17 protein-coding genes are annotated in these 17428 nt (G+C 70.1%); 15 read left to right on the plus strand and 2 right to left on the minus strand.

Translation table 11 applies throughout. The annotated features are described in order from the left end of the window. Positions 1 to 21: 21 nt before the first annotated feature. Complete coding sequence (gene rpsD / locus ACFY5C_RS25665) at positions 22 to 636, plus strand: 30S ribosomal protein S4 (protein WP_147997166.1); 615 nt, start codon at positions 22 to 24, stop codon at positions 634 to 636. Positions 637 to 665: 29 nt separating this feature from the next. Here the strand turns inward: rpsD and ACFY5C_RS25670 are convergent, their stop codons facing one another. Beyond that, on the minus strand, positions 666 to 2822 hold the full coding sequence (locus ACFY5C_RS25670) for an ATP-binding protein (protein WP_389447857.1): 2157 nt from the start codon (positions 2820 to 2822) through the stop codon (positions 666 to 668). A 164-nt stretch (positions 2823 to 2986) separates the two neighbouring features. On the opposite strand from ACFY5C_RS25670, the gene ACFY5C_RS25675 reads away from it, so the two are divergent. The 14 genes from ACFY5C_RS25675 (at position 2987) to nusB (ending at position 16629) form a co-directional block, all read left to right on the plus strand. Further along, positions 2987 to 3442: a DUF948 domain-containing protein gene (locus ACFY5C_RS25675; RefSeq protein ID WP_389447859.1), complete on the plus strand. Its 456-nt coding sequence runs from the start codon at positions 2987 to 2989 to the stop codon at positions 3440 to 3442. 8 nt (positions 3443 to 3450) lie between these two features. After that, positions 3451 to 3801: a hypothetical protein gene (locus ACFY5C_RS25680; RefSeq protein WP_389447860.1), complete on the plus strand. Its 351-nt coding sequence runs from the start codon at positions 3451 to 3453 to the stop codon at positions 3799 to 3801. After that, positions 3801 to 6473 (plus strand): alanine--tRNA ligase, encoded by a 2673-nt coding sequence (gene alaS / locus ACFY5C_RS25685; protein WP_389447862.1) that lies wholly within the window; start codon positions 3801 to 3803, stop codon positions 6471 to 6473. The genes ACFY5C_RS25680 and alaS overlap by 1 nt, the downstream gene beginning before the upstream one ends. A gap of 35 nt (positions 6474 to 6508) precedes the next feature. Next, positions 6509 to 6973: a Holliday junction resolvase RuvX gene (gene ruvX, locus ACFY5C_RS25690; RefSeq protein ID WP_093909088.1), complete on the plus strand. Its 465-nt coding sequence runs from the start codon at positions 6509 to 6511 to the stop codon at positions 6971 to 6973. 124 nt (positions 6974 to 7097) lie between these two features. Continuing rightward, positions 7098 to 8861: an endolytic transglycosylase MltG gene (gene mltG, locus ACFY5C_RS25695; RefSeq protein ID WP_389447864.1), complete on the plus strand. Its 1764-nt coding sequence runs from the start codon at positions 7098 to 7100 to the stop codon at positions 8859 to 8861. Continuing rightward, the gene (locus ACFY5C_RS25700) at positions 8842 to 9681 is read left to right on the plus strand and encodes a shikimate dehydrogenase (RefSeq protein ID WP_389447866.1); all 840 of its coding nucleotides are present in this window, start codon (positions 8842 to 8844) and stop codon (positions 9679 to 9681) included. The genes mltG and ACFY5C_RS25700 overlap by 20 nt, the downstream gene beginning before the upstream one ends. 51 nt (positions 9682 to 9732) lie before the next feature. Next, positions 9733 to 10083 (plus strand): hypothetical protein, encoded by a 351-nt coding sequence (locus ACFY5C_RS25705; RefSeq protein WP_389447868.1) that lies wholly within the window; start codon positions 9733 to 9735, stop codon positions 10081 to 10083. Between the two features lie 182 nt (positions 10084 to 10265). Continuing rightward, on the plus strand, positions 10266 to 11450 hold the full coding sequence (gene aroC, locus ACFY5C_RS25710; protein WP_389447870.1) for a chorismate synthase: 1185 nt from the start codon (positions 10266 to 10268) through the stop codon (positions 11448 to 11450). A 32-nt stretch (positions 11451 to 11482) separates the two neighbouring features. Next, positions 11483 to 11965, plus strand: coding sequence for a shikimate kinase (locus tag ACFY5C_RS25715; protein WP_328884544.1), 483 nt, complete (start codon positions 11483 to 11485; stop codon positions 11963 to 11965). Then, a complete protein-coding gene (aroB, locus tag ACFY5C_RS25720; protein WP_389447871.1) occupies positions 11962 to 13053 on the plus strand; it encodes a 3-dehydroquinate synthase in 1092 nt (363 codons plus the stop codon). The genes ACFY5C_RS25715 and aroB overlap by 4 nt, the downstream gene beginning before the upstream one ends. A gap of 167 nt (positions 13054 to 13220) precedes the next feature. Then, positions 13221 to 14171 (plus strand): AAA family ATPase, encoded by a 951-nt coding sequence (locus ACFY5C_RS25725; protein WP_389447873.1) that lies wholly within the window; start codon positions 13221 to 13223, stop codon positions 14169 to 14171. A gap of 297 nt (positions 14172 to 14468) precedes the next feature. Beyond that, on the plus strand, positions 14469 to 15575 hold the full coding sequence (locus ACFY5C_RS25730) for an aminopeptidase P family protein (protein WP_389447875.1): 1107 nt from the start codon (positions 14469 to 14471) through the stop codon (positions 15573 to 15575). Between the two features lie 51 nt (positions 15576 to 15626). Further along, positions 15627 to 16193, plus strand: a complete 567-nt coding sequence (efp, locus tag ACFY5C_RS25735) for an elongation factor P (RefSeq protein WP_328428997.1) — start codon at positions 15627 to 15629, stop codon at positions 16191 to 16193. A 1-nt stretch (position 16194) separates the two neighbouring features. Continuing rightward, on the plus strand, positions 16195 to 16629 hold the full coding sequence (gene nusB / locus ACFY5C_RS25740; protein ID WP_328882897.1) for a transcription antitermination factor NusB: 435 nt from the start codon (positions 16195 to 16197) through the stop codon (positions 16627 to 16629). Positions 16630 to 16803: 174 nt separating this feature from the next. Here the strand turns inward: nusB and bldD are convergent, their stop codons facing one another. Continuing rightward, a complete protein-coding gene (bldD, locus tag ACFY5C_RS25745; protein ID WP_004002691.1) occupies positions 16804 to 17307 on the minus strand; it encodes a transcriptional regulator BldD in 504 nt (167 codons plus the stop codon). Between the last annotated feature and the right edge of the window lie 121 nt (positions 17308 to 17428).

Here is a 17428-nt window from a genome sequence, read left to right on the forward strand (position 1 = left end):
AGAACAAGGAAATGAGAAGCAGTGGCGAATCAGTCCCGCCCCAAGGTCAAGAAGTCGCGTGCCCTCGGCATCGCGCTGACCCCGAAGGCCGTCAAGTACTTCGAGGCCCGTCCCTACCCGCCGGGTGAGCACGGCCGTGGCCGCAAGCAGAACTCGGACTACAAGGTCCGTCTGCTGGAGAAGCAGCGTCTGCGTGCGCAGTACGACGTGTCCGAGCGCCAGCTCGTCCGCGCCTACGAGCGTGCCTCCAAGGTTCAGGGCAAGACCGGTGAGGCCCTGATCATCGAGCTCGAGCGACGTCTCGACGCCCTGGTGCTGCGTTCGGGCATCGCCCGCACCATCTACCAGGCCCGTCAGATGGTCGTTCACGGCCACATCGAGGTCAACGGCCAGAAGGTCGACAAGCCGTCCTTCCGCGTCAAGCCCGACGACGTCGTGATGGTCCGCGAGCGCAGCCGCGAGAAGACCCTCTTCTCGATCTCCCGCGAGGGTGGCTTCGCCCCCGACGGTGAGACCCCGCGCTACCTCCAGGTGAACCTCAAGGCCCTGGCGTTCCGCCTGGACCGTGAGCCGAACCGCAAGGAGATCCCGGTGATCTGCGACGAGCAGCTCGTCGTCGAGTACTACGCCCGTTGATCCTTCAGCGGTCGTAGGACTTCTGCGCCTCAGCCCGTCGTCTCCCCGCCCTTTCGGGTGGGGGAGGCGGCGGGCTTTCGCATGGTCGCGGTCGCCGTGACATGCCGTACCGGCCCTCGCGGCGACGGAACGGCGTCCGCCGGCATCCGCCTCAGTGCACGGCGCACGACCTCCTCCCGGCCGAGCGCCGCCCCCTGCCGTACGCACTCCTCGTACCGCTCGTCGCCGAGCCGTTCCCGAGCCGCCGTCGCGCACAGCTCGTGCGGCGCGTTGAAGCACGCCGAGCCGAAGAGCGGCAGCCCCACCGACGGCCACATCCGCGCCGCGGCGCCCTGCAGCACCGCGGCCTCGACGGGATCGCCCTCCGCGCCGGTGACCAGGGCCAGCAGCTCCACCGCCAGCACCGAGCCGAGCAGGTCGTGGAAGGAGTGGGCGCTGCCGAGGCAGTCCGTCAGCAGCGCACGGGCGCCGGGCAGGTCACCGTCGGCCCAGGCGGCGTACGCCAGGACGTACAGCGCGTAGGAGCGCGCCCAGCGCTCACCGTGGTCCTCGCACACCTGGCGGACGTCCTCGCACAGCCGTACCGCGTCCGGCAGATCGCCCTGGAAGGCCCGCGTCATCGCCAGCTCCACCTGGCCCATCAGCACATTGCTGTTGAGCTCGCCGATCGCCTGATAGCGGCCGAGGGCCGAGCGCAGCAGCGTTTCGGCACGCTCCATGTCGTCCGAGAGCAGGGCCAGACAGCCCGTGCGGTGCTCGGCGTAGGCCACCGCCGTGGGGTCGGCGGCACGTTCCGCCTCCTCACGGCACTGAGCCAGCGCCCCCAGCGCGGGCACCGTGTCGCCCTGCAGGATCGCCACATAGCCGAGCACCCACAGGGCCTTCAGCCGGGACTGCTCATGACCGGAGTCCAGTGCCACGGCCTGCTCCAGCCAGTGCCGTCCCTCAGACAGCCGGCCGCAGCCGACCCAGTAGAACCACAGGGAGCCCGCGAGGTACTGACCCAGATGCGCGTCGTCCGGCTCGCTCAGGCAGTGGTCCAGGGCGCGGCGCAGATTCGGCAGCTCCGCCTCGACCCGCGCGGCCACCTCGTCCTGTCGCGGTGAGAACCACTCCAGCTCGCACCAGGTCGTCAGCCCCAGATACCAGTCGCGATGCCGGCGCCGCAGCCGGGCCGCGTCCCCGGTCGCCGCCAGCCAGTCGGCGCCGTAGGCCCGGATAGTGTCCAGCATGCGGTAGCGCACGCCGGCCGGGGTCTCCTCGCGCGTGACCACGGACTGCGCGAGCAGTTGGGAGAGCACCTCGAGGACGTCGTCGGAGTGCAGGCCCTGGCCGCCGCACACGTACTCGACGGCCTCCAGGTCGAACCGGCCCGCGAACACCGACAGCCGCGCCCACAGCAACCGTTCCTCGGGCGTGCACAGTTCATGGCTCCAGCCGACCGCCGTACGCAGCGTCCGATGGCGCGGCAACCCGTCCCGCCCGCCGCCGGTCAGCAGCCGGAACCGGTCGTCGAGCCGCTCCAGCACCTGCCCCGGGGACAGCATCCGCAGCCGGCCCGCGGCCAGCTCGATCGCCAGCGGGATCCCGTCCAGACGACGGCACACCTCCCGTACGGCCGCGTCGTCCGGTACGACCACTTCGGGCTGTGCCGCCCGGTCCACCAGCAGCTCCACCGCCTCGTCCTCGCTCAGCGGCGCCAGCGGGAACAGCAGCTCCCCCGTCACGCCCAGCGGTCTGCGCCCCACGGCGAGCACCCTCAGGCCCGGCAGCCGGCGCAGCAGCCCGCTCACCAGCTCCGCACAGGGGTCCACGAGGTGCTCGAACCCGTCCAGGATCAGCAGGAGTTGACGCTCGGCGAGATGCGCCAGCAGTGTCTCGTGGGGCAGTCGCGTCGTGTGGTCCGTCAGCCCCAGCGCCTCCACGACCGCGTAGTCGAGGAACTCCGGGTCGCGCACCGACGCCAGGTCCACCTGCCACACACCGTCGCGGGGCGTGCACCGCGAGGCCACGCGCGCCGCCAGCCGCGACTTGCCGACACCGCCCGGCCCCGTCACCGTCACCAGCCGCACGGTTGCGAGCGCCTCGGCCAGCCCGGCGAGTTCGGCCGCACGGCCCAGGAACGTGCTGAGGTCCAGGGGCGGACCGGCGGACTCGGGGGAGTGGGCGCGCTGTTGATCCCGCATGGGATACGGAGCGTACTGAAGCGTGTTCGGTCCGTACAATCGCCTCTCGCGACTCGGCCGCGCGCGGGGCGGTAATCCGGTGTGGAGCGGCATCCCCGGCGCGATAGGCTCGGTGCACGACTTTTTCGATGTAGGCCGATGTAGAGGCACGTTTCAGGGAGCGGGTGCACACAGTGTCCGGTGGAGAGGTGGCCGGGATCCTGGTGGCCGTCTTCTGGGCGATCCTGGTCTCCTTCCTCGCCGTTGCACTGGTGAGGCTGGCCCAGACGCTCAAGGCGACCACCAAGCTCGTCGCGGACGTGACCGACCAGGCAGTCCCGCTCCTGGCAGAGGCCTCCTCGGCGGTGCGCTCCGCGCAGACCCAGATCGACCGGGTCGACGCGATCGCGACCGACGTCCAGGAGGTCACGTCGAACGCCTCGGCACTGTCGACCACCGTCGCCTCCACCTTCGGCGGCCCCCTGGTCAAGGTCGCGGCCTTCGGCTACGGCGTCCGCCGGGCCCTCGGCGGCCGCAAGGACGACGCGCCCGCCAAGGCGCCCCGGCGCACCGTGATCGTGGGCCGTACGATTCCGGCCTCGCGACGGGACAAGCGAAACCTCCGCGGAAAGAGGGACTGAGACCCAGCATGTTCCGCCGTACGTTCTGGTTCAGCACGGGCGTCGCCGCCGGTGTGTGGGCCACCACCAAGGTCAACCGGAAGCTGAAGCAGCTGACCCCCGAGAGCCTTGCCGCGTCCGCGGCGAACAAGGCGATCGAGGCAGGTCACCGGCTCAAGGACCGCGCGGTGGGCTTCGCCCTCGACGTCCGCGACAACATGGCACAGCGGGAGGAGGAACTGGGCGACGCACTGGGCATCAACGCCCCCGTCGACCAAGAACTCCCCGCGCCCCGGCGGTACGCCGCCATCGAGAACCGCAATGACCCGAAGTACGTCGACAGGACGACGTACTCGCACAACCGAAACGAGGACCACTGATGGAGTCGGCCGAGATTCGCCGCCGCTGGCTGAGCTTCTTCGAGGAGCGCGGGCACACCGTCGTCCCTTCGGCGTCGCTCATCGCGGACGACCCGACTCTGCTCCTCGTCCCGGCCGGCATGGTGCCCTTCAAGCCCTACTTCCTGGGTGAGGTCAAGCCGCCGTACTCCCGCGCCACCAGCGTCCAGAAGTGCGTGCGCACGCCGGACATCGAAGAGGTCGGCAAGACCACCCGGCACGGCACGTTCTTCCAGATGTGCGGCAACTTCTCCTTCGGCGACTACTTCAAGGAAGGCGCCATCAAGTACGCCTGGGAGCTGCTCACCAGCCCCCAGGACAAGGGTGGTTACGGCCTGGAGCCGGAGAAGCTCTGGATCACCGTCTACAAGGACGACGACGAGGCCGAGCGCATCTGGCACGACGTCGTCGGCGTGCCGAAGGAGCGCATCCAGCGCCTCGGCATGAAGGACAACTACTGGTCGATGGGCGTCCCCGGACCCTGCGGCCCCTGTTCCGAGATCAACTACGACCGCGGCCCCGAGTTCGGCGTCGAGGGTGGTCCCGCCGTCAACGACGAGCGGTACGTGGAGATCTGGAACCTCGTCTTCATGCAGTACGAGCGCGGCGAGGGCATCGGCAAGGACAACTTCGAGATCCTCGGCGACCTCCCGAGCAAGAACATCGACACGGGCCTCGGCCTGGAGCGGCTCGCCATGATTCTGCAGGGCGTGCAGAACATGTACGAGATCGACACCTCCATGGCCGTCATCAAGAAGGCCACCGAGCTGACGGGTGTGGCCTACGGCGACGCCCACGGCTCGGACGTCTCCCTGCGCGTGGTCACCGACCACATGCGTACGTCCGTGATGCTCATCGGCGACGGCGTGACCCCCGGCAACGAGGGCCGCGGCTACGTCCTGCGCCGCATCATGCGCCGCGCCATCCGCAACATGCGTCTGCTCGGCGCCACCGGCCCGGTAGTCAAGGACCTGATCGACACGGTCATCGAGATGATGGGCCAGCAGTACCCCGAGCTGGTCACCGACCGCGAGCGCATCGAGAAGGTCGCCGTCGCCGAGGAGAACGCCTTCCTCAAGACGCTGAAGGCCGGCACCAACATCCTCGACACCGCCGTCACCGACACCAAGGCCTCCGGCTCCACGGTCCTGCCCGGCGACAAGGCCTTCCTGCTCCACGACACCTGGGGCTTCCCGATCGACCTCACCCTGGAGATGGCCGCCGAGCAGGGGCTGTCCGTGGACGAGGACGGCTTCCGCCGTCTGATGAAGGAGCAGCGGGAGCGCGCCAAGGCCGACGCCCAGGCCAAGAAGACCGGCCACGCCGGCGCCGGTGCCTACCGTGAGATCGCCGACAAGGTCGGCGCGACCGACTTCATCGGCTACGGCGACACCGAGGGCGAGTCCACCATCGTCGGCATCCTCGTCGACGGCGCCTCGTCCCCGGCCGCCAGTGAGGGCGACGAGGTCGAGATCGTCCTCGACCGCACCCCGTTCTACGCCGAGGGCGGCGGCCAGATCGGCGACACCGGCCGCATCAAGGTCGACACCGGTGCCGTCATCGAGATCCGCGACTGCCAGAAGCCGGTGCCCGGCGTGTACGTCCACAAGGGCGTCGTCCAGGTCGGCGAGGTCACGGTCGGCGCCAAGGCCCACGCCTCGATCGACTCGCTGCGCCGCCGCGCCATCGCCCGCGCCCACTCGGCCACGCACCTCACCCACCAGGCCCTGCGTGACGCCCTCGGCCCGACGGCCGCCCAGGCCGGCTCCGAGAACCAGCCGGGTCGCTTCCGCTTCGACTTCGGTTCCCCGTCCGCCGTGCCGACGGCCGTGATGACCGACGTCGAGCAGAAGATCAACGAGGTCCTCGCCCGCGACCTCGACGTGCACGCCGAGGTCATGGGCATCGACGAGGCCAAGAAGCAGGGCGCCATCGCCGAGTTCGGCGAGAAGTACGGCGAGCGCGTCCGTGTCGTGACCATCGGCGACTTCTCCAAGGAGCTGTGCGGCGGCACGCACGTGCACAACACCGCCCAGCTCGGCCTGGTCAAGCTGCTCGGCGAGTCGTCCATCGGCTCCGGTGTGCGCCGTATCGAGGCCCTCGTCGGCGTGGACGCCTACAACTTCCTCGCCCGTGAGCACACGGTCGTCGCCCAGCTCCAGGAGCTGATCAAGGGCCGCCCGGAGGAGCTCCCGGAGAAGGTCTCCGCCATGCTCGGCAAGCTGAAGGACGCCGAGAAGGAGATCGAGAAGTTCCGCGCCGAGAAGGTGCTCCAGGCCGCCGCCGGTCTCGCCGGGTCCGCCAAGGACGTCAGCGGCGTCGCCGTCGTCACCGGCCAGGTCCCGGACGGCACCACGGCCGACGACCTGCGCAAGCTGGTCCTCGACGTGCGCGGCCGCATCCAGGGCGGACGTGCCGCCGTGGTCGCCCTGTTCACGGTCAGCAACGGCAAGCCGCTCACCGTCATCGCCACCAACGAGGCCGCCCGCGAGCGCGGCCTCAAGGCCGGCGACCTGGTCCGTACGGCTGCCAAGACCCTCGGCGGCGGAGGCGGCGGCAAGCCGGACGTCGCCCAGGGCGGCGGCCAGAACCCGGCCGCCATCGGCGACGCCGTCGATGCCGTCGAGCGGCTCGTGGCGGAAACGGCCAAGTGAGCGACGACACACAGCCGAGTGGTGACGGCCGGGGCATGCGCCGCGGCCGTCGCTTGGCCATCGACGTCGGGGACGCCCGCATCGGAGTCGCCTCCTGCGACCCCGACGGCATCCTCGCCACCCCGGTGGAGACGGTCCCGGGCCGGGACATCCCGGCAGCTCACCGGCGTCTGAAGCAACTCGTCGAGGAGTACGAACCGATCGAGGTCGTCGTCGGTCTCCCGCGCTCCCTCAAGGGGGGCGAGGGTCCGGCCGCGGTCAAGGTCAGGGGCTTCACCCAGGAACTGGCACGCATGATCGCGCCCGTACCGGTCAGGCTCGTGGATGAGCGGATGACGACAGTGACGGCCAGTCAGGGACTGCGTGCCTCCGGCGTGAAGTCGAAGAAGGGCCGGTCGGTGATCGATCAGGCAGCCGCTGTGATCATCCTGCAGCAGGCGCTCGAATCCGAACGGGTGTCAGGTAAAGCACCGGGAGAGAGCGTCGAAGTGGTTATCTGATCGCGATACGGTAACGTTCCGCGCGATGCACCGGTGTTCGAACAGCCGGCGCACAAAGAGAGGCGGGACGGGAGCCGGATCGTCAGCAGCCGCGTGACCGCCGCCTCGCGGCTCTAGGGGATCGATGACTGAGTATGGCCGGGGCCAAGGCTCCGAACCGTGGCATCCGGAGGACCCGTTGTACGGGGACGGCGGATGGGAAGGGCAGCAGCAGGCCCACTCGGGCCAGCAGGCTGCCTACGGCGGCCAGCCGCAGCACTATCCGCAGCAGCCGCAACCGCAGCAGCCGCAGCACTACGGCGACTGGGGCACCGGCCAGCACGCCACATACGGCCAGGCGCAGCAGTACCAGCAGCACCCGCAGCAGGGACAGCAGCACCCCCAGCAGGGACAGCAGCAGGGACAGCAGTACCCCCAGCAGGGACAGCAGTACCCGCAGCAGTACGACCAGCAGCAGTACGCGGGTCACGGGCAGCAGGCGTACGACAACAACGGCTGGGCCACCGGTTCCCACCCGCAGGTCCAGTACCCCGACCCGGCAGACCCCTACGGGCAGCAGACCGCGGCGTACGGCGGCGAGCAGCGCGACTACTACGGCACGCCCGATGCGTACCCGCCGCCGGAGCGGCCGAGCCGGCGGCAGGCCGAACCGGAGCCCCCGGAGACCGACTGGGATCCCGGCCCTGACCAGGGCGAACACGCCTTCTTCGCGGGTGGCGACGACGAGGATGACGACTCCGACGACGACTCGGGCGGCGGCCGGGGGCGTGGTGACCGCCGGGGCGGGCGGGGCGGCGGGAAGCCCAAGAAGCGCCGCAGCGGCATGGCCTGCCTGGTGGTCGTGCTGGTCTTCGGCGCAGGTGTGGCCGGAGTCGGATATTTCGGTTATCAGTTTTACCAGGATCGTTTCGGCGAGGCGCCAGACTTCGCGGGTGACGGCACGAGCGAGACGGTGACCGTCGAGATCCCCAAGGGCGCGTTCGGGTCCGATATCGGTCAGAAGCTGAAGGCGGCCGGCGTCGTGAAGAGCGTCGACGCCTTCGTCGCCGCCCAGCAGGAGAATCCCGACGGGGACAAGATCCAGGCGGGCGCCTATCTGCTGAAGAAACAGATGTCCGCCGAGAGCGCCGTCGAGATGATGCTCAGTCCCGAAAGCCAGAACAATGTTCTGGTCAGGCCGGGCGAGCGCAATTTGAGCGTCTACAAGGCGCTCGACGAACAGCTCGAATTGTCGTCCGGGACCACCAAGAAGGTCGCCCAGGAGAAATACAAGACCCTCGGACTGCCGAGCTGGGCGAACAGCAACAGCGAGATCAAGGATCCGCTGGAGGGCTTCCTCTACCCGGGCACCTATGCCGCAGCAAAGGGCATGAAGCCCGAGGCGGTGCTCAAGGAGATGGTGTCCCAGGCCGCCGACAAGTACGAGGCGCTCGACCTGGAGGCCAAGGCCAAGGCCCTCAAGCTGGACAACCCGCTGCAGGTCATCACGGTCGCCAGCCTCGTCCAGGCCGAGGGCAAGACCAACGACGACTACCGCAAGATGGCGGAGGTGGTCTACAACCGCCTCGATCTCGCGAACCCCGAGACCTACGGTGCCCTGCAGTTCGACTCGACCTTCAATTACCTGAAGGGTCAGAGCAACATCGACATCAGCGAGTCGGAGATCAAGAGCAACAAGGACCCGTACAACACGTACACGCAGAAGGGTCTACCGCCCGGTCCGATCGACAACCCGGGCGAGGGCGCGCTGACGGGGACCCTGAATCCGACGAACCAGGGTTGGTACTACTTCGTGGCGACCGACGGCGTGAACAAGACAGAATTCGCCAAGACCCACGACGATTTCCTGAAGCTCAAGGACAAGTTCAATGAGAGCAGGGGCAACTGACGCCCGCCGGGCTGCCGTGCTCGGTTCGCCCATCGCCCACTCCCTCTCCCCGGTGCTGCACCGGGCCGCCTACGCGGAGCTGGGGCTGACGGGCTGGTCGTACGACCGGTTCGAGATCGACGAGGCCGCGCTGCCAGGGTTCGTCGCGGAACTGGGGCCGGAGTGGGCCGGGTTGTCGTTGACCATGCCGCTCAAGCGGGCTGTCATCCCCCTGCTCGACGAGGTCACGGAGACTGCGGTCTCGGTCGAGGCGGTCAACACGGTCGTCATGACCGAGGACGGCCGCCGGGTCGGCGACAACACAGATATCCCGGGCATGGTCGCCGCGCTCCGGGAGCACGGCATCGAACAGGTCGACTCGGCGGCCATCCTCGGCGCGGGCGCCACGGCGTCCTCCGCGCTGGCCGCACTCGCGCGCGTCTGCACCGGCGAGGTCGTGGCGTACGTACGCAGCGAGGCCCGTGCCGCCGAGATGCGGCAGTGGGGCGAGCGGCTCGACGTCGAGATCCGTACGGCGGACTGGGCCGAAGCGGACCGTGCGCTGCACGCGCCGCTGGTGATCGCGACCACCCCGGCCGGCGCGACGGACGCCTTCGCCGCCGCCGTGCCCGAGCGCCCGGCCACCCTGTTCGACGTGCTCTACGACCCCTGGCCGACCGCCCTCGCGGCCCGCTGGTCGATGTACGGCGGCGCCGTCGTCAGCGGGCTCGACCTGCTGGTGCATCAGGCGGTGCTCCAGGTGGAGCAGATGACGGGCCGAGCTCCGGCGCCCCTGGAGGTCATGCGAAAAGCGGGGGAGCGCGCTCTCGCGAACCGCTAGGATCCGCTGGGTTCCGCAGGGGGCGGAGAGGTTCGAGGGGGAGTACAAGAAGTGTTCACTGGTGTGCCGCTGGCGTCCGGTAAGGGCGAGATATTCGAGATCGTCCTGCAGTTCATGCCGGACTGGGTGCAGATCCCGGTGCTCGTCCTGATCGTGTTGCTCGTCGTCGGGTCGTGGGTCTTCAGCCTGAAGCGCAAGATCGACCGTCGGCGCGCCAGGCGCCAGGGACAGGCCGTTCAAGTGGCGGTTCAGCACGGGCAGGGACGGGGCGCCGACTATCTGGGCCCGTACGCTCCGCAGCAGCACACGCAGCAGCACACGCAGGAGCCGCCGCAGCCGAGCGGTGCCGATTTCCTCGGCGCGTACGCCCCTCAGCGGCCCCAGGACAACACTCCCGCCTGATCCCCGCCTGTCCGGCGTCGTCCGCCGTCCGTCCGTCTGGTGGACCGGCGGCCGGGGACCGGCACCGGACGTGGGAGGATCGAAGGTGGCGGGCCGGGGCCGCGCACCTGGTCACGCCGTCGACGTACGCGAGGACGCGCGTACGCAGGGCAGTACCAGGGCGCGAGCACTGAGGAGCACCGTTGAGCAGGTTGCGCTGGCTGACCGCGGGGGAGTCCCACGGTCCCGCACTCGTGGCGACGCTGGAGGGCCTTCCCGCCGGCGTGCCGATCACCACGGAGATGGTGGCGGACCACCTGGCCCGGCGCCGGCTCGGCTATGGACGCGGTGCGCGCATGAAGTTCGAGCGTGACGAGGTCACGTTCATCGGTGGCGTCCGGCACGGTCTGACGCTGGGTTCCCCGGTCGCGATCATGGTGGGCAACACCGAGTGGCCGAAGTGGGAGCAGGTGATGTCGGCCGACCCGATCGACCCCGAGATCCTCGCCGGCCTCGCCCGCAACGCGCCGCTGACCCGCCCGCGCCCCGGCCACGCCGACCTCGCGGGCATGCAGAAGTACGGCTTCGACGAGGCCCGGCCCATCCTGGAGCGCGCCTCCGCGCGTGAGACGGCGGCACGGGTGGCGCTGGGCGCGGTCGCCCGGTCGTACCTCAAGGAGACGGCCGGCATCGAGATCGTCAGCCACGTTGTCGAGCTGTGCTCGGTGAAGGCCCCGCAGGGCGTGTACCCGACGCCGGCCGACGTCGAGAAGCTGGACGCCGACCCGCTGCGGTGCCTCGACGCGGACACCTCGAAGGCGATGGTCGCGGAGGTCGACCAGGCCCACAAGGACGGCGACACCCTCGGTGGCGTGGTCGAGATCCTCGCCTACGGCGTCCCCGTGGGCCTCGGGTCGCACGTGCACTGGGACCGCAAGCTGGACGCCCGTCTCGCCGGCGCGCTCATGGGCATCCAGGCGATCAAGGGCGTCGAGCTCGGTGACGGCTTCGAACTGGCGCGGGTGCCCGGCTCCAAGGCGCACGACGAGATCGTGAACACGCCCGAGGGCATCCGCCGCGTCTCCGGCCGCTCCGGCGGCACCGAGGGCGGCCTCACCACCGGTGAGCTGCTGCGGGTCCGCGCCGCGATGAAGCCGATCGCGACGGTGCCGCGCGCCCTGCAGACCGTGGACGTGACCACGGGTGAGGCGACGCAGGCCCACCACCAGCGCTCCGACGTCTCCGCGGTTCCGGCCGCCGGCATCGTCGCCGAGGCCATGGTGGCGCTCGTCCTCGCGGACGCGGTGGCGGAGAAGTTCGGCGGCGACTCGGTGACCGAGACCCGCCGCAACGTGACCTCGTACCTCGACAACCTGGCCATCCGGTGAGCGCAGCACCCGTGGTCGTCCTCGTCGGCCCGATGGGCGTGGGCAAGTCGACCGTCGGACAGATGCTGGCCGACCGGCTGGGCGTGGGTTACCGGGACACCGACGACGACATCGTCGCCGAACAGGGCCGGACCATCGCCGAGATCTTCGTCGACGAGGGCGAGCCCGCCTTCCGGGCGATCGAGAAGCAGGCGGTGCACCGGGCGCTCGCCGAGCACGACGGCGTCCTCGCCCTCGGCGGCGGCGCGATCCTCGACGCGGACACGCGTGCGCTGCTGGCCGGGCAGCGGGTGGCGTACCTGTCGATGGACGTCGAGGAGGCGGTCAAGCGCACCGGCCTCAACGCCGCCCGCCCGCTGCTCGCGGTCAACCCGCGCAAACAGTGGCGAGAGCTGATGGAGGCCCGCCGCCATCTGTACGAGGGTGTGGCCACGGCCGTCGTGGCCACCGACGGCCGTACTCCCGAAGAAGTGACCCAAGCCGCTCTGGACGCACTGGAGTTGAAGGACGTATGAGTGAGGCAGTGACGCGGATCCAGGTCGGCGGCACCGCGGGCAGCGAACCGTACGAGGTCCTGGTGGGCCGTCAACTCCTGAGCGAGCTCGGCGGGTTGATCGGTGAGAAGGCCAAGCGGGTCGCCGTCATCCACCCGGAGGCGCTGGCCGAGACGGGCGACGCGCTGCGGGCCGACCTGGTCGAGCAGGGCTACGACGCGGTCGCCATCCAGGTGCCGAACGCGGAGGAGGCCAAGACCGCCGAGGTCGCCGCCTACTGCTGGAAGGCGCTTGGCCAGTCCGGCTTCACCCGCTCCGACGTCATCGTCGGCGTCGGCGGCGGCGCGACCACCGACCTCGCCGGTTTCGTGGCCGCGAGCTGGCTGCGCGGGGTGCGCTGGATCGCCGTACCGACCACGGTTCTCGCCATGGTCGACGCGGCCGTCGGCGGCAAGACCGGTATCAACACCGCCGAGGGCAAGAACCTCGTGGGGGCCTTCCACCCGCCGGCCGGTGTGCTGTGCGACCTGGCCGCGCTGGAGTCCCTGCCGGTCAACGACTACGTGTCCGGGCTCGCCGAGATCATCAAGGCCGGTTTCATCGCCGACCCGGCGATCCTGGAGCTCATCGAGTCCGACCCCGAGGCCGCCCGCACCCCGGCCGGCCCGCACACCGCCGAGCTGATCGAGCGCTCCATCCGGGTCAAGGCCGAGGTCGTCTCCTCGGACCTGAGGGAGTCCGGACTGCGCGAGATCCTCAACTACGGCCACACCCTCGGCCACGCCATCGAGAAGAACGAGCGCTACAAGTGGCGGCACGGCGCCGCGGTCTCCGTCGGTATGCACTTCGCCGCCGAACTCGGCCGTCTCGCCGGGCGGTTGGACGACGCGACGGCCGACCGTCACCGCACGATCCTCGAAGCGGTCGGCCTGCCGCTGCACTACCGCTACGACCAGTGGCCCAAGCTGCTGGAGAACATGAAGGTCGACAAGAAGTCCCGCGGGAACCTGCTGCGCTTCATCGTGCTGGACGGCCTGGCCAAGCCGACCGTCCTGGAGGGACCGGACCCCGCCGTGCTGCTCGCCGCGTACGGCGAAGTCGGCCAGTAAGTCCACGAAAAGCGCGCTTCCGTCCGATTCGCCTGTGGCGATGGGCACTTCGGACCGCCCCCGGCCGTTCACCAAAGGACGGCCGGGGGCGGTACCGTTCGGTAGCGAGCGGGTCATGCCCGCTGCCAGCGCCAATGGCCATGGAAGACGAGACGGAGTGGCACCGGATGCAGCACGCAGTGGGTTCTCCGCTGCCGCCGCCCCACCAGTCGGGGAACGGCTGGTCGCAGGCCGCACAACACCCGGGTCCGCATCACCCGGGCACGCACCAGGGCTCCGCCCCGCACCAGGGCTCCGCCCCGCACCAGGGCTCCGCCCCGCACCAGGGCTCCGCCCCGCACCAGGGCTCCGCCCCGCACCAGGGCTCCGCCCCAGTGCCGCCGCCACCCCCGGCGCCGGGCTTCACACCGCCTGGAAGCCCCTCCGGACCGCCCCCGCCCCCGCCGCAGCACACCCACGTCCCGCCCCAGCCCGAGACCACGGGCCACGTACCGCTCCCGCCCGGCGGCCCGGTCGGCATGCCGAGCGCCCCGCCCGCCACGGCGGCCCCGGACCCGGCGACCACCACGCTCGCCGTACTGCTCATCGGGCCGGCCGGCGCCGGCAAAACGAGCGTCGCCAAGTACTGGGCGGACCACCGCCGCGTCCCCACGGCCCACATCAGCCTCGATGACGTCCGCGAATGGGTCCGCTCGGGCTTCGCCGACCCTCAGTCCGGGTGGAACGACAACTCCGAGGCCCAGTACCGCCTGGCCCGCCGCACCTGCGGCTTCGCCGCGCGGAACTTCCTGGCCAACGGCATCTCGTGCATCCTCGACGACGCGGTCTTCCCCGACCGCCCGGTGGTCGGCCTCGGCGGCTGGAAGCGCCACGTCGGCCCCGGCCTCCTCCCGGTCGTCCTGCTCCCAGGCCTGGAGATCGTCCTGGAGCGCAACGCCGAACGCACCGGGAACCGCCGCCTCACCGACGAGGAGGTGGCCCGCATCCACGGCCGCATGGCCGGCTGGTACGGCTCAGGCCTCCCGATCATCGACAACTCCCAACTCGACGTCCCCCAGACGGCCCAGATCCTGGACGACGTACTGGCCCGCTCGATCGCCAGCCCCCCGAGCTGGTAGCCAACGCGACCGCAGTCGCCCCAGGGGCGCGGGGAACTGCGCGACCGGCCCCCACCGGCCTGCAGACGGCCCACACCGCACCCTGCACCCCCGCCGAGCTGGTAGCCAACGCGACCGCAGCCGCCCCAGGGGCGCGGGGAACTGCGCGACGAGCCCCCACCGGCCCGCAGACGGCACACACCCTCACCCCGCACCCCCACCCCCGAACGGCACCCCACCGGACCCGTACATTCCGGACACCGCCCACTCAGACGCCCCCAACCGGCGCCAAACCGGCGGAGCTCATACGCTCGGGTCATGTCAGAGGTGTACGCCACCCGCCGCTCCAGGCTGAGGGACCGCTGCCAGGCCAGCGGCAGCGCCACCGCGCTGATCTCCCGCCCCGCCAACGTCCGCTACCTCGCGGGCGCCGCCCCGCAGGGCTCCGTGCTGCTCCTCGGCAAGACCGAAGACCTGCTCGTGTGCACCGGCCCGCCCGACGACCGCCCCACGGAGGGCCGCCCCGACGAGGCACTGCGGATCCACAACCTCCCCGGCGCCGGAGGCGACCCCGCAGTCGCCGCGGCCGACCTCGCTGCGGCACAGGGAGGAGTCTGCCTCGCCGTCGAGGAACACCACCTCACCGTGGCCCGACACAGGGCCATCCGCTCGGTCGTCCCGCGCCTGCGCCTCACCGACCTCGGCGGAGCCGTGGAACAGCTCAGGGTCGTCAAGGACGAGGAAGAGATCTCCTGCCTCCGGATCGGCGCGGAGATCGCCGACCAGGCCCTCGGGGAACTGCTCGAATCCATCCTCGTCGGCCGCACCGAACGCCACCTCGCCCTCGAACTCGAACGACGCCTCGTCGATCACGGCGCAGACGGCCCCGCGTTCGCCACCTCCGTCGCCACCGGCCCGAACGCCGGCCGCCGCGCTCATCGGCCCACCGACCGCCGCGTGGAGGAGGGCGACTTCCTTTCCGTCTGCCTCGGGGCGACGTATCGCGGATACCGCTGCGAGATCGGCCGTACCTTCGTCATCGGTACGTCCCCAGCCGACTGGCAGATCGAGCTGTACGACCTCGTCTTCGCCGCTCAGCGCGCCGGACGGGAGAGTCTGGTGCCCGGCGCCGCCTATCGTGATGTGGACCGCGCGGCCCGGCAGGTGCTGGACTCCGCGGGGTACGCGCAGGGCCTTCCGGCGCTGACGGGACACGGTGTGGGACTCGAAATCGACGAGGACCCGCAGTTGGCTCCCGCGGCCATGGGTAAACTGGACGCTTGCGTGCCGGTCACCGTCGAACCGGGGGTCCACCTCCCGGGCCGGGGCGGCGTCCGGATCGATGACACGCTCGTCGTTCGCCCCGAGGCGGACGGCGGACCCGAGCTACTCACCATCACGACCAAGGAGCTGCTCGCCCTCTAGGCAGTGGCGTGCCCCGGGGTCGTCCACGTCAGTCCAGGAGATTCCGCAACCGTGGCTTCCACGAACGACCTCAAGAACGGCCTGGTGCTCAAGCTCGAAGGCGGCCAGCTCTGGTCCGTCGTCGAGTTCCAGCACGTCAAGCCCGGCAAGGGCCCGGCCTTCGTGCGTACCAAGCTCAAGAACGTGCTTTCCGGCAAGGTCGTCGACAAGACGTTCAACGCCGGCGTCAAGGTCGAGACGGCCACTGTCGACAAGCGCGACATGCAGTTCTCCTACATGGACGGCGAGTACTTCGTCTTCATGGACATGGAGACCTACGACCAGCTCATGGTCGACCGCAAGGCCGTCGGCGACGCCGCCAACTTCCTGATCGAGGGCTTCACGGCCACCGTCGCGCAGCACGAGGGCGAGGTGCTCTTCGTCGAGCTGCCCGCCGCCGTCGAGCTCGTGATCCAGGAGACCGAGCCCGGTGTCCAGGGCGACCGCTCCACCGGCGGCACCAAGCCCGCCACGCTGGAGACCGGCCACCAGATCAACGTCCCGCTCTTCATCACCACCGGTGAGAAGATCAAGGTCGACACCCGCACGAGCGACTACCTCGGCCGGGTGAACAGCTAAATTGGCTGCCCGCAACACGGCCCGCAAGCGCGCCTTCCAGATCCTCTTCGAGGGTGACCAGCGCGACGCCGGAGTCCTGACGGTCCTCGCGGACTGGATCCGGCTCTCCCGGGACGACACCCGGCAGCCGCCGGTGAGCGAGTACACGATGCAGCTGGTCGAGGGCTACGCGCAGCACGCGCGGCGGATCGACGATCTGATCGCTCAGTACGCGGTCGGCTGGACGCTGGACCGGATGCCGGTCGTGGACCGCAACATCCTGCGTCTCGGCGCGTACGAGCTGATCTGGGTCGACGAGACCCCGGACGCCGTCGTGCTGGACGAGATGGTGGCGCTGGCGAAGGAGTTCTCCACGGACGACTCGCCCTCGTTCGTCAACGGCCTCCTCGGACGGCTCAAGGACCTGAAGCCCACGCTGCGCCGAGAGGAAGCGTAAGGGTTTCGACCGAAGACGCCGGAGGGCCCGCAGCATCCTTGCTGCGGGCCCTCCGGCATCCCGGTGCCACTGGGCCCCTTCAGGCCCGCAGAACGCCGCCGGGGCGGCCGGAACCGCAAAGTTCCGGCCACCCCGGCGGCACGTTTCTTCTCAAGGGGCTCAACGCGTGAGCGCTCAGCTCTCCTCGGCGTGGGAGACAGCGCGACGCGCGTCCGCGTCCAGCACGCCCCAGCTGATCAGCTGCTCGGTGAGGACCGAGGGGGACTGGTCGTAGATGACGGCGAGTGTGCGCAGGTCGTCCTGGCGGATCGAGAGCACCTTGCCGTTGTAGTCACCGCGCTGCGACTGGATCGTCGCCGCGTATCGCTGCAGGGGGCCCGCCTTCTCGGCCGGTACGTGGGCAAGTCGCTCCAGGTCCAGGACCAGCTTCGGCGGCGGCTCGGCGGCGCCGCCCGGCGTCGTGCCCGGCAGCAGCTCCTGCACTGGAACGCCGTAGAAATCCGCCAGCTCGGCGAGGCGCTGCACGGTCACGGCGCGGTCTCCGCGCTCGTACGAACCGACCACGACGGCCTTCCAGCGTCCCTGGGACTTCTCCTCGACACCGTGAAGGGAAAGGCCCTGCTGGGTGCGGATGGCCCGGAGCTTGGCCCCGAGCTGTTTGGCGTATTCGCTGGACATATAGCTCCCCGGCACTGGGTCGACGCGACGTGGCTTGGGTTCCATGCCGCGCGGTTGGTAACTCACTGTGAGGTTACGCAGCGTTACTCTGGCGCGTCAAGCCGAATGGTCCACACCGACG

This window comes from Streptomyces sp. NPDC012935 (assembly GCF_042900345.1).
Classification (GTDB): domain Bacteria; phylum Actinomycetota; class Actinomycetes; order Streptomycetales; family Streptomycetaceae; genus Streptomyces.